This is a genomic window from Mesomycoplasma hyorhinis ATCC 17981 (assembly GCF_000383515.1).
Lineage (GTDB): Bacteria > Bacillota_I > Bacilli_A > Mycoplasmatales > Metamycoplasmataceae > Mesomycoplasma > Mesomycoplasma hyorhinis.
In genome coordinates this window covers 22,301-35,158 of the sequence record NZ_KB911485.1, presented here as the reverse complement: position 1 = coordinate 35,158, position 12,858 = coordinate 22,301, and the positions used below count along the sequence as shown (strand labels likewise).

Here is a 12,858-nt window from a genome sequence, read left to right as displayed (position 1 = left end):
TCAAATTATACCTGTTTTTTATTGTCTAAAATTTAGAAAATTAAAGTTGTTTAAATATATAAATGCTTCATTTTTAAAGCAAAATTTAACCTGTTAATACATCTTCAGAAAGATATTCATATTTATTGAATTTACTTTTTTCACTTGATCAAATCAAGATAGAAGAACTAATTCCTAATTGTCCAATAAACATAATTACAATCAGTAAAATTTTAGTATATATATTTAAGTGATTTAATATTCCTGTTGATAACCCAGTTGTTCCAAAGGCTGAATTTATTTCGAATAGTAAATGAAATAAATTAAAGGTTCGTGCTTTATTAATTTGGTTTAAAAATAAAGGATTTTCAACAGTTTTTGTACTTAAATTAGCAAAAGAGGAACTCCCAACTAATAAAGTAATTGTTACTAAAAATAAAGAAATGAAGAAAACAACAGAGGCTCTATCCGAGTTTTCAAAACTTATTGTTTTTTTGAAACTATGAATTGATTTTTTACCCAAAATCTTAGATCAAATTGATAAAATAATTATAGCAAGTGTTGTTGTTCTAATCCCCCCTCCAGTTGAAGATGGAGAAGAACCAATAAACATTAAAAGAGAAGAAATTATTAAACTCGGTTGACTCAAATCATAAGTATCAAAGATAGAAAATCCAGCAGATCTTGTAGAAAAAGTGTAGAAAATCAAAGCAAATACTTTGTTTGACTTTGTTCCGTAACTAAAAGCACTTTCATCTCCTCAAAACCCTTGTGATGAACTTGCTTTGTTTCAGAAAGAATCAGGATTTTGACTTTGTGTTTCAAAAATTAAAATAAGTGAAGCACCAACTATTGTAACAATTACATAAGTTAAAACAGAAATTTTAGAAAATAAAGAAAATTTCATTGCATATCTTTGATTTTTAAAAATTTTGCTTTTAATATAAAGATAAACATCATAAATAACTGGATAACCGATACCACCAATAACAAAAAGAATGATTAATCAAATTAAAATAAAATAATCTGAATAATAAGGCGCAAAAGAATATTTTCCAACTATATCAAAACCCGCATTATTTAAAGCAGTAATAGTATGAAAAATAGCATATCTAATAGAAATTGAAGCATTTTTATAAGGATTATTAAATTCAGGACTTTGTGCTGTTGATTTTAAAGGATCAAAATTTCCTTGTACATTATAAAAGTAAAAAGATAGTACAAATGAGGACAAAATTATTAAAATAATAAAAACAGTCAAACTTGAAATAATTACACCTTTGATGTCTCCAAATTTGTTGGCTCCACGTTCAGTTTTTAATAAAGTCTTTTGAAATAAAGACAATTTAAATCTAAAAATATAGTTAATAATGTAGATTTTTCAAGCAAAAAAACCAGCACCACCTATTAAGATTAAGATTGCTACTATTGCTTGACCAAATTGATTAAAAGTTGATGCTGTTGTTTTAACAACTAACCCTGTATCACTAAAAGCTGAAACTGAAGTAAATAAAGCTTCAAAAAAGGTGATTTCTTGTCCTTGTTGTAAGGAAATTTTAGAAGTTAAAAGTAATGCACCAAAAAAAATAATCAAAATATAAGTTAAGAAAATCCACTTTACTTTGTTAAATTTTAAAAAGTTATTAAACCTGTTTTTTAGAATTTCTCAAATGTTTTTAATTTTTATATCACTAAATTTCATATTTTTGAATAATAATTTTAAATTATTTTACAAATATAAAACCAATTTTTACTAAATAAAACTTTATTCTTTCTTTTTTCATAGTTTTTAATAGAATTTTAACAACTATGAAAAAAGAAAATATTTGTGTAATAGGAGCAGGTCGTTTGGGTAGAGCTACAATTACGCAACTACACAAATTAAATAAATCAGTTCTTGTAATAGATAAAGATGTTAAAAATTTAAATTCAATAAAAGATTACGCAAGTCACATAATTGAAGCAGATGCAGCAGATATCAATGCCTTAGAAGCAATAGGTTTTGAAAACATTGACACGGTTATAGTTGCACTAGCAGATAATATTGAAATCATTGCTGCTTTATTAGAATTAGAAGTTAAAAACATAATAGCAAGAGCAGTAAATAAAAGACATGCTCGGGTTTTAAAACAAATTGGAGTCAACTGAATTGTTAGCCCAGAAGAAGAAGCAGGAATTCGTCTTGCCCTTTTTTCAACTAATAATAACTTTTTTAAATATTCAGAGACTTTGCAAGAATTACCAGGAGGTTTTGTAATTGGTTCAACAACAATTACATCACCAAAATATATTGGAAAAACAATAAAAAATAGCAAATTTTCAAATTTACAAGTTTCTGTTGTTATAATTAAGCGAGAAACAACAACTATATTACCTTTTGGTGAGTTTGTTTTTAATAAGGATGATCTAGTAACATTTATTGGTCAAATTGATAATGTTATTAAGGTTTTTGAGTTAGTAAATCAACATAAAATAGTTGAAAACTAGCTAAAAAATAAAATTTTCAAAAAAAATAAAAAAAATATTTTGCATTTTTAAAAAATAGTGTAATATATTGTAAGAGCAACGATAGCAAAGGGGATCACCTGATACCATTCCGAACTCAGAAGTTAAGCCCTTTAACGCCGAAAATACTAGAGATAGGAAGATAGGAAGTTGCTTTTTTTATTGTCTTTTTTCTGATTTTTGAGTAATATATAATATAAATATGACTTTTACACAAGAAGTAAAACAAGAAATTTTATCTATAAAACATAATTTTCAAGATTTTGTTTCTTTTTTAAGTGGCATTATTTATTCTAGTGCTAAGAATGTTTTAGATGATAATCATTTAACTTATGATATTCACATTAATAAATTAACAATTTCTTCTTTAATAAAACAAAAATTAGATAAATTTAATATTAGTTACCAAAAAGATCTTAAAAATAAAAATTGAATTATTATTGATAAAAAAGATTTTAGTATTAATTTAAACCATTGTTTTTCTAAAACATTCTTAGCAGGAGTTTTTGTTGGAACTGGAACAATTTCTAAATTAGATTCCCATTCATATCATTTAGAAATTAAATTTTCACAAGAAGAAATATCAAGTAAAGTACAAAAAAATTTAGCAAAACATACTTTATTTTTCCTTGAATTAAAAAGAAACAAAAATGTTATTTTATATTTGAAAAAATCAGAACAAATTCTTGATTTTCTAGGTTTTATTGGTGCAATTAAAAGTTTCAAAAAACTAATTGATATTAAAATTCAAAGAGATTATGAATCAAATGCAAATAGATTAACAAATTTGGATATTTCAAATGCAAGAAGGTCAGGAATTGCTTCAGAAAAACACAATAAAAATTATGAATTTATAAAAAAAAGAAGATTATTACATTTATTCAGGCAAGAAGAAGTAATTTTTTTTGATTTAAAATCAAAAGAACCGAATTTATCTTTAACACAAATAGTTGAAGTCTTAGAAGAAAAATTTGGAATTAAAAAAACCAAATCTTCGCTAAATCATTGACTTATCAAGTTAAATAAAATAGTAAAAAAATATTCTTAATTTGTTATAATTATTTATTATGAATTTCTTCCAAAATGCTTTTAAAAAATCTTCTTTTGAGTTTGTTCATTCAGACGAAAAAAGACTTTCTAATAGACTTTTAAGTTATTCTCTAATGTGATTATCACTAGGGCTTTTGATAATTGCACTTTTTAGCTTTGCAATTTTAACCATTAATCCACTTAGAGAAGGTTATTTAAAATTAATTTTTATATCATTTAATAGCAGAGCTGCATCAATAGCTACAAATATAATTATGGTATTAGTGTCTGTTGGAATTATGTTTTACATAAGTAGCAAATCTAGAAGACAAAATAGTTCTCTAGGACTTTTATTAACCTTTTATATATTGTTTATACTTATTCAAGCTTTTTGAATCCCATTAGCTATTTATTCTTTTATTATTGTTAGATCAATTACTTATACAGATGAATTAATATCTGATGTATTAGCTAATGTTGATTACAAAACTATCTCATATATTTTAATTTCAATTTCAGCACCAGCTGGAATTATGGCAATTATTGGTGCATTAGGTTGATTCCAATTAATCAATTTTTCAAGATTTACAGTATTTATTTGAGCAGGTTTAGTAGCAGAATTTATTTTAATTTTAGTTTCTTATTTTGTTACAAATAGTGTTGTTAACACAGTTTATGTTGTTATTGTTTCATTAGTAACTTTTGCAATGATTGGTTATAATTTCTGATTAATGAAATTAGAAAGTCAAATTTTAATAAGTAATATGAAAAATGAACCAGAAGTTAAAAAAATATTTTTACGTGTAGGTTTAGCTTATGGAATGTTTTTATTAGTTTCTTATTTGAGATTAGTATATATTCTACTTAATATTTTTTCAAGAAAATAAAAGAAGGAAATTATGAAAAAAAATATAATAAATGTTGATATTGAAATCTCCTTAGGTTCAAACATAAAGTATGAATTTGATAGAAAAGCTAAAAAATTAGTAGTTGATAGAATTTTGAGAGCGCCTTTTGTTTATCCAGCAAATTATGGAGCTATTAAAAACACACTTGATTGAGATGGTGATGAATTAGATGTTTTAGTTTATTCTAAAGAGTCTTTTGTTCCAGGTGTACAACTCAAAGCCAGAGTTATTGGTGCAATGAAAATGGTAGATGACGGAGAAATTGATACAAAATTAATTGCTGTACATGAAGATGATTATAGATTATCTGAAATTCAAACTCTTAAAGATTTACCTTCATCTTGGTTATCAGAAGTAGAATATTTTTTTTCAAACTATAAAAACTGAAAACGTGCAGGAATCACTTCAGTAGATGGTTTTGAAGATGCAAAATGAGCTCTAGAAGAATTAGCAGAGTGTGAAAAATTATTCAGTAAATATTCTAAATTATCCAAAAAAGACTTTATTAAAAAAATGAAGGAAAAACATCCAGAAAAATATTTATAATAAAAATATTTTAAAATAATAAACAAACAACACTACAATTTTTATTGTAGTGTTGTTTCATTTACAAAACAAAAAGAAGGATTTTTATCAAAAAATGTTTAAATTAGTTTCAAATTTTCAACCAACAGGAGATCAACCAAAAGCAATTAAAGCTTTAGTGGATGGAATAAAAAATCACAAAGATCATCAAGTTCTTTTAGGTGTTACAGGTTCAGGGAAAACATTCACAATGGCCAATGTAATTGCACAATTAAATCGCCCTGTTTTAATACTTTCTCATACTAAAACTTTAGCTTCACAGTTATATACAGAGTTTAAAGAGTTTTTCCCTGAGAATAGAGTTGAATATTTTGTTTCATATTTTGATTTTTATCGTCCAGAAGCATATTTGCCAGCAAAAGATGTTTACATAGACAAAACAAGCCAAACAAACTGAGATTTAGAGGCAATGCGTATGTCAGCTCTTAATGCGCTTACTTTAAGAAGAGATACAATTGTTGTTTCTTCTGTAGCTGCTATTTATGGTTCTTATAATCCTAAAGAATATAAACAACAATTTCTTAATTTAGAACTAAATCAAGAACTAAAACCTTCTGATTTTGCAATTGAATTAGTTAAAATTCAATATTCAAGAAACCAAGTTGATACAGTTCCTGGTTCTTTTAGTGCTAAAGGTGATGTTTTTATTATTAGTCCTGCTTGAACTGATAAGTACTTAATAAAAATCGAATTTTTTGGAAATATTATCGAAAAAATTTCTAAAATCCATCCAGTGGATAAAAAAATAATTCAGACTTTTACAAGCTATACAATTTTTCCAGCTTCAGCTTATACTTTATCACCTAATACAACTCAAACTGCAATAAAAACTATTTTAACAGAATTAGATTTTCAACTAAATTACTTTGAAAAAGAAGGAAAGTTATTAGAAAAACAACGTTTGAATGAAAGAGTTTTGAATGATGTTGATTCACTAAATAATTTTGGTTTTTGCAAGGGAATTGAAAACTATGCAAGACACATAGACCAAAGAGAGGCAGGAGAACAACCTTATAGTTTATTAGACTATTTGCCTGAAGATGCACTTATTTTTATAGATGAATCTCATGAAATGATTACACAATTAAATAGAATGTATAAAGGTGATAGATCTAGAAAACTCAGTTTAGTAAATTATGGTTTTAGATTACCTTCTGCACTAGATAATCGACCTTTAAAATTTGAAGAATTTGAAAAATTTAAACAACCAAAAATTTATGTTTCAGCAACACCTTCAAATTATGAAATTGATAAAGCAGATGGCGAAGTAATTCATCAATTAATTAGACCTACAGGACTTTTAGATCCAGTTATTGAAGTTCGTCCAACACATTCACAAATTGATGAAATTTACGATCTTTTACAAGAACAAAAAAGTAAAAATGAAAGAACTATAATTCTAACAACAAGCAAAAGATCAGCTGAAGAATTAAGTAGATATCTAGAAAGTAAAAAACAAAAAGTTTATTATATTCATTCAACATTTACAACATTTGAAAGAGATGATATTTTAATTAAATTAAGAAAAGGTATTTATGATGCAATCATAGGGATTAATCTTCTTAGAGAAGGAATTGATCTACCAGAAGTTTCTTTAGTTATAGTTTTAAATGCTGATGAAGAGTCTTTTTTTAGATCTAAAACTTCATTGACTCAATTTGTTGGTAGAGCAGCTAGAAGTAATCATGGAAAGGCTATTTTCTTTGCAGACAAAATAAGTAAAAGCATGGCAGCCACAATTGCTGATAATCAAAGAAACAGAGCAATTCAACACCAATATAATCTAGATAATAACATAACCCCAAAGCCTGTTATCAGACCAATAATTCAACAAATTAGAGAAAAAGATCAAAACAAAATTATTTCTTTAATTCATAATAAAAACAAAGAAACTAAAGCAGAAAAAGACAAATTAATTGCTTCATTGAGAAAACAAATGAAAGACGCTGCTAGAGAAGAAAATTATGAATTAGCAATAGAACTTCAACAAGTAATCGTTGAATTAGAACATTCTTAAATCTTTTAAAATAATTAATAATAAAAAAACACTTGATAATTCAAGTGTTTTTTAATGAATATTTATTAATTGAAAGTTCTATCTAAATATTGAAATTGATCAGGAACATCAAATGTTTTATTTGTATTTAATATGGGTGAATTGTAATCTAATGTAAATACTTTAGTAAATTGTCTTCTTCAAGTTTTTGTTGATTGATCATATATTGGTTTAGGGAAAAGAACTGTTACTTCAAAACTAAAGAAATGAACAACTTCAGATCATAATAATCTTAAAGACATATTAGACAGTGGCTTGAAGAATACTTTTGGTTGTGTTTGATCAGTTACTCCTGAAATATTGAAAAATCTTTTTGCTAATCCAAGTTTTCCAAAGTCAAAATCAAGTCTTCCACCTTTAATTTCTACTGGTCCAAAAGCACGTCCTTCTTTTAGTGGTACAGAAATTGTTCAAAAGTTTGTTCTTCTAAATGAGTCTCTAACTTCTTTTAACAATCTTCCATTTACTTTATTTCAACTGAATTTAACTGATTTAAAAGCATCATCTTCTGTTTTATTATTTTGATTATAAATTCATAAAGGAATTGAATTGTCTTCATCTTCGATTATAACTTCTTTTAATTCGTTTTGTTCTTGAGCATATTGGTAGTAAAGTAAATCACTTGCTGAGTTTCAGTTTCCTGCTACTTTTCTATATTGAGAAGCAATTGAAGCAAAAGCTCCTGGTGTTTCATAAGCTACTCTAAATTCAACTGTTGTTGTATAAGAAAAGTTTGCAAATTTTCCATTTCTTTTTGTTGTTAATCTAACTCTATCTGGTGAATCTCCACTAGCTATATAAGAGAATTTGAATTGATCATTTGCTCTGAAATTTACATAATCTCAAAGAATATTGTTTTTAACTAATGAGTTATAAATTGGATAAGGACTATTGTATTGTAAAACAACATTTGTAGGAATAATATCTTTAATTGGTATTCAATCCCATCTAAAATCTGAAGTAAAAATTAAACGATTTACATACACAAATGAAGTTGCTTTAATTCTGTTGTTATATAGTAAATCAAAGAAAGGAGATTCAGAAAATCCTTCTTTTACAAAGACACTTCTAAAAATTAAAGCATTAACAAAAGGTAATAAAGTTTTATCAATTACTTTTCTAACTGAATTTGGATTTATAGTGGATGAATCATTGTATAAACTATTAAAAATATCCCAAATCACATTTGGTGCTTTTGAATCATTATTAAAACCAACTAGAGCTTTTGTTACAGTAATAAATGTGTGTTTGTATGATGTTCCTAAAACTTCTAAAAATGGTTTTGTGTTTCAGTCATTTCTAAATAATGCAACAACTAATCTTACTAAAGCTTCAGATAATTTATTGTTAGCAAATTTTCTTATATGTTCGTCCAAATGATTTAGAAGATATTGTGATAAACCAAATAAAGGTTCATTTGTTTGTTCAGAAATTAATAAAATTTCTTTAAAAGTGTTAAAACCTTGAGGTATTTGACTAACAACATTTTTTAGTTTTGTGTAATATTGACTTCAGTTTCGAGTTGTATCTTTTTCTTTTCTAACTTTTTCAAGTTCTCCAAATCATTTTTTCTCATATTCACTACCTTGTTTCTTGTAAATACTAATTAAACTACTTAAAACAGATTCTCTATATTCTGAACCAACATAACCTGAAGAAATAATGTAGCTAACTAAACCAAAATCTTGAGAATTAATAGCTCCTGATGTACTTAAAAAATCAGCAATTGATCTGTATCTGGTTTTAATAATATCTCTAGCTGATTTGTTATTTAAAATATCAGTAAAAATTTCTTTAAATCTTCAAGCAGTATTGAGAAAATTCATATTACTTGCATCAATGTATTTTTGAAGATTTTGCTTCATTTTTTCTTGATTTAGATGCTCAAAATCATCTTTAAATGAAGTTTTTTGAACATTTTGAATTTGTTGTAATTGTTGGCTATTATTTTGTGAATGAGGAGAAGTTATTGCGCTTGCTAATTGAACAGCAGTAGCAAGGGTTTTTAATGTTGTTTTCATAATTTTTTCTTCCTTTTAACGTATTTTCGGACAAATTATAACACTTCTTTGATTCTTTTTAATAATAACTTATTAAAAGCCAATTTTGTAATATAATTGTATTGCCATTGAAACAATAACCTTGTAACCTGGTCAGGATAGAAATAGAGCAGCCATATCGAGAAGTGTTGTGTTCAGTGGTTTTTTGTTTTCTTATTTTTTAAAAACTTTTATAATTTAATAACAATTTTTATAGATAAGAACTAATTTTAATTTTATGAAAGAAGAAATGAACACATCCCAAAACTATAATAAAACTTCTTTAAAAGAAAAAATAAGAAAATTAAAAACCAAAATTAGTACCGATATTAATAATGAAATTTTTTCTCTAAATAGTAAACCAGTTACTTTTAAAAATTTTTTAAGACAAAAACGTTGAAGCATTTTTATAATGCTAATTGCTTCATTTTTGTTTACTGTTGGAGTTCACATTTTTATACAAAAAGCCAAAGTGGTTCCTACAGGAATTGCTGCTTTGCCTGTTTTAATTAATTTAATTTGACCGAGCACAGTTAAATTTTTTTCACTTTTGTATTTAGCTTTTAATATTCCTTTGATAATTATTACTTATAAATATGTTCGAAAATCCTTCATTTTCTTGACAGTTCTTGGAATGTTGTTTCAAAATTTATGAACTTTAGTATTTGAAATAGATGTTATTAAAAAATGAATAGATGCAACCATAAGCCTTCGTAATTTAGCTAATAAACCACAAGATACTTGAGAAATTATTTTTTATACATTAGTTGGTGGAATAATTTCTGGATATGGAATCGGATTGGGTTGAAAATTTGGAGGCTCAACAGGTGGAACTGACTTCATAACAAACTATATTTCAGGAAAATATAAAAAATCAATTGGAAAAATGAGTTTCATTCTTTCTATTAGTTTTGCTGTTTTCTCAATTGTCATAATTTCTTTAATGAAACACTATAACTCTAATTATGGTGACCCTTTTACTTTTCTTCAAATAATAGGAACATTTATTTATTTACTAATAACAACAACTTTCTTAAATAAAATTTATCCTAAATACAAAAAATGATGTTAACTATTTATACAACACATGCAGAAAAAATTTTTAAATATCTAAAAGAAACAAAATACTGACATTCATTTCATTTATGAAAAGGAATTTCAGGATATACACAAAAAGAAGTACAAAAAATTGAAACCATTGTTTTTTATATAGAAATTAAAGCTATATTGCAAGAAGTAGCTAAAATTGATCCCGTTTTTTGATTCTCAATTTCTCCAATTTTAACTACATCCACAAGAATTGATACTTCTAAAATAGACTAAATAAAATGACTAAAAAATATAAACAAAGTGTACTGATAAATAATGATTCAAAAAAACAATTATTAAACTACTTTTTGAAGCACAAATTTTTCAAAGATTACGATGAAATCAAAAATGAGAATGATAATGAAATAACACTCGTTTATTCTTCTTGTTTACTTTCATTAAAATTTTGTCAAATAACACAAAATTTCTTCATTTTTCTTCATTTTTCTAAATCAGATAAAAGTGCTAGTTTGTTTAAAATACACATTTTAAGATTTTTTAAAAAACTAAAAAAATACAGTAAAGTTTTTTTGCTTACAACAGATACACTTGTTGGTTTGGGAACATTTTTGAAAAATCCAAATCTCAAACAAATTTATCTTCTAAAAAAAAGACCTCTGATTAAAAAAATAATAATTTTAATAGGAAAAATTGAACAATTAAATTCCTTCATTTCAAAAGAAAATTATCAGAAGTATCAAAAAGAATTTCAACAACATTGACCAGGTTCAACAACTTTAATAATTGAAAAACAAGGTTTTAGAATTCCTAATAATTTAGCTATTCAAGAATTATTAATTAAAGAAGGTCCAGCTTTTGTAACTAGTGCAAATATCTCAAATGAAAAAAATTTAACTTTAGAACAAGCAAGAAAAAAATTTTTTTGTATTTTTAATGTTTATAATTTAACTATTGGAAATGGAATAGCTTCCAAAATTATAGATTTAGATAATAATAAAGTATTGAGGTAGATATGAGTACACAACAAGATAACAAAATTATAAAAATAGCTTTTGCTTCAGATCATGCTGGATTTAAATTAAAAGATGAATTACTTGAGTATTTAAAAAGCAAAGGTTATCAAACAATTGATCTTGGTCCAGACACAGATCAGCAACCATCTTCTTATGCATTTTATGGTAAAAAATTAGCACATCAACTTTTAGATAACCAAGCAGATTTGGGAATTGGAGTTTGTGGTACAGGGCTTGGCATTTCATATGCACTTAACAGATTCAAACACATTAGAGCTGCTAGAGTTGTAAATGAAAATGATGCTTATTTAGCTAAATTACACAACGATGCAAATGCAATTGCACTATCAGGAAGATTTACTTCTTTTGAAGAAGCAAAAAGGTTAGTTGACACTTTTTTAGCTACTAAATACGAAGGTGGAAGACATCAAACCAGAATTAATGAATTGGATACAGATTAATGCCAGAATTACCAGAAGTTGTTACAGTTGTTAATCAACTAAATGAAAAAATTATCAATAAAAAAGTAGTTTCTGTCAAACTTTATAAAGAAAAATTACTAAAAAATTCCACAGTTGAGCAATTAGAAAACTGATTTGTAAATGAGAAAATTTTAAGTGTAAAAAACAAAGGAAAATTCATTGTTTTTTATTTTAGTAATGACAAAATTCTAATTTCTCATTTAAGGATGAATGGGAAATATTTTTTTAATAACTCATCTAAAAAAGAACCACACAATCATTTGATGATTCAATTTGATGATAATACTTTTTTACATTACAATGACACAAGGATGTTTGGTACTTTTCATATTAAAACAACAAAAGATTATTTAAACACAACTCCTTTATCTAATGTTGGACCAACTCCAATGGAAATTAGTGAAGAAGAATTATTTAATAAATTACAAAAAAGTAAAAGATCTATTAAACCAACTTTACTAGATCAACAAATTGTTTCTGGTTTGGGAAATATTTATGTTGATGAAGTTCTTTTTGCTTGTTCAATTCATCCCCTAACTAAAGCGTTTTTGATAAACAAAAATGAATTAAAATTAATTAAAAAATTCGCCACTTCAATATTATTAAAATCAATAGAACTAGGTGGTTCGACAATTAATTCATATTCCTCCTTAAATATGCAAGAGGGTAATTTTCAAAATTTTTTACAAGTTCATACTAAAAAAGGTTTTGCTTGTTCAAGATGTAATAATATAATAGAGAAAATTACAGTAGGAGGAAGAGGAACATATATTTGTTCCAATTGTCAAAATGAAAAAAAACAAAGTAAACTATAAAGAAAACTTAGAAGAAAAAGCAAAACAAATTTTAGAAAGTTTTGCAAATTTTAACTCATCATCTAAAGTTGCATATAACCATTCAATTGAAGATCAATCTTATGATTTGCATGGTCTAGATACTCAAGAAGCAGTTGCTAAAATTATGAGTATACTAAAGGATTTAGAACATAAATCCAGTGTCAAAATAGTTACAGGAAATGGATCTGGTGCATTAATATCAGAGTTATTATCTATTATTAAAGAACAAGATTTAAAATATAAACCTTGTCATAACCAACCCAAATCTTGTTATATTATTTGAAAAAAATTTTAAATTTTTAAAAATATGGTATTATATGCGAGTATTGATAAAACAATATTAATAATTATGATTATGAAATTTAGAAATTTTGAA

Annotated in this window: 13 protein-coding genes, 1 rRNA gene and 1 other RNA gene; 13 read left to right on the top strand and 2 right to left on the bottom strand. The window is 25.5% G+C overall.

What is annotated here, in order from left to right; translation table 4 throughout:
* Positions 1 to 85 precede the first annotated feature (85 nt).
* On the bottom strand, positions 86 to 1,681 hold the full coding sequence (locus F801_RS0100165; RefSeq protein ID WP_020104450.1) for a potassium transporter TrkG: 1,596 nt from the start codon (positions 1,679 to 1,681) through the stop codon (positions 86 to 88).
* 107 nt (positions 1,682 to 1,788) lie between these two features.
* On the opposite strand from F801_RS0100165, the gene F801_RS0100160 reads away from it, so the two are divergent.
* The 6 genes from F801_RS0100160 (at position 1,789) to uvrB (ending at position 7,023) form a co-directional block, all read left to right on the top strand.
* Entirely contained in the window at positions 1,789 to 2,466 is a 678-nt protein-coding gene (locus tag F801_RS0100160) for a potassium channel family protein (RefSeq protein ID WP_013302462.1), read from the top strand.
* 71 nt (positions 2,467 to 2,537) lie between these two features.
* A 5S ribosomal RNA gene (gene rrf, locus F801_RS0100155) occupies positions 2,538 to 2,643 on the top strand.
* Positions 2,644 to 2,686: 43 nt separating this feature from the next.
* On the top strand, positions 2,687 to 3,532 hold the full coding sequence (whiA, locus tag F801_RS0100150) for a DNA-binding protein WhiA (RefSeq protein WP_013302461.1): 846 nt from the start codon (positions 2,687 to 2,689) through the stop codon (positions 3,530 to 3,532).
* A gap of 19 nt (positions 3,533 to 3,551) precedes the next feature.
* Positions 3,552 to 4,400, top strand: a complete 849-nt coding sequence (locus F801_RS0100145) for an MAG0110 family membrane protein (protein ID WP_013302460.1) — start codon at positions 3,552 to 3,554, stop codon at positions 4,398 to 4,400.
* A 12-nt stretch (positions 4,401 to 4,412) separates the two neighbouring features.
* Positions 4,413 to 4,967: an inorganic diphosphatase gene (locus tag F801_RS0100140; RefSeq protein ID WP_014335760.1), complete on the top strand. Its 555-nt coding sequence runs from the start codon at positions 4,413 to 4,415 to the stop codon at positions 4,965 to 4,967.
* 94 nt (positions 4,968 to 5,061) lie between these two features.
* Positions 5,062 to 7,023 carry an excinuclease ABC subunit UvrB gene (gene uvrB, locus F801_RS0100135; RefSeq protein WP_020104449.1) on the top strand — a complete coding sequence of 654 codons (1,962 nt, stop codon included), beginning with the start codon at positions 5,062 to 5,064 and terminating at the stop codon, positions 7,021 to 7,023.
* 65 nt (positions 7,024 to 7,088) lie between these two features.
* Here uvrB and F801_RS0100130 read toward each other — a convergent pair whose 3' ends face one another.
* Positions 7,089 to 9,083, bottom strand: a complete 1,995-nt coding sequence (locus F801_RS0100130; RefSeq protein ID WP_020104448.1) for a hypothetical protein — start codon at positions 9,081 to 9,083, stop codon at positions 7,089 to 7,091.
* A gap of 96 nt (positions 9,084 to 9,179) precedes the next feature.
* Between F801_RS0100130 and ffs the strand changes: the two genes are divergently transcribed.
* From ffs to F801_RS0100105, 7 genes are all read left to right on the top strand, one after another.
* Positions 9,180 to 9,276, top strand: an RNA gene (gene ffs / locus F801_RS04185) — signal recognition particle sRNA small type.
* Positions 9,277 to 9,351: 75 nt separating this feature from the next.
* Positions 9,352 to 10,173 (top strand): YitT family protein, encoded by an 822-nt coding sequence (locus tag F801_RS03975; RefSeq protein ID WP_230493922.1) that lies wholly within the window; start codon positions 9,352 to 9,354, stop codon positions 10,171 to 10,173.
* Complete coding sequence (locus F801_RS04400; RefSeq protein ID WP_230493921.1) at positions 10,164 to 10,424, top strand: DUF2179 domain-containing protein; 261 nt, start codon at positions 10,164 to 10,166, stop codon at positions 10,422 to 10,424. Before F801_RS03975 ends, F801_RS04400 begins: the two co-directional genes overlap by 10 nt.
* A gap of 5 nt (positions 10,425 to 10,429) precedes the next feature.
* Positions 10,430 to 11,161 carry a Sua5/YciO/YrdC/YwlC family protein gene (locus F801_RS0100120; protein WP_014335757.1) on the top strand — a complete coding sequence of 244 codons (732 nt, stop codon included), beginning with the start codon at positions 10,430 to 10,432 and terminating at the stop codon, positions 11,159 to 11,161.
* 2 nt (positions 11,162 to 11,163) lie between these two features.
* The gene (locus F801_RS0100115; protein ID WP_014335756.1) at positions 11,164 to 11,625 is read left to right on the top strand and encodes an RpiB/LacA/LacB family sugar-phosphate isomerase; all 462 of its coding nucleotides are present in this window, start codon (positions 11,164 to 11,166) and stop codon (positions 11,623 to 11,625) included.
* The gene (mutM, locus tag F801_RS0100110) at positions 11,625 to 12,461 is read left to right on the top strand and encodes a DNA-formamidopyrimidine glycosylase (RefSeq protein ID WP_014335755.1); all 837 of its coding nucleotides are present in this window, start codon (positions 11,625 to 11,627) and stop codon (positions 12,459 to 12,461) included. Before F801_RS0100115 ends, mutM begins: the two co-directional genes overlap by 1 nt.
* Positions 12,436 to 12,777 (top strand): Smr/MutS family protein, encoded by a 342-nt coding sequence (locus F801_RS0100105; RefSeq protein ID WP_014335754.1) that lies wholly within the window; start codon positions 12,436 to 12,438, stop codon positions 12,775 to 12,777. Before mutM ends, F801_RS0100105 begins: the two co-directional genes overlap by 26 nt.
* Positions 12,778 to 12,858 lie beyond the last annotated feature (81 nt).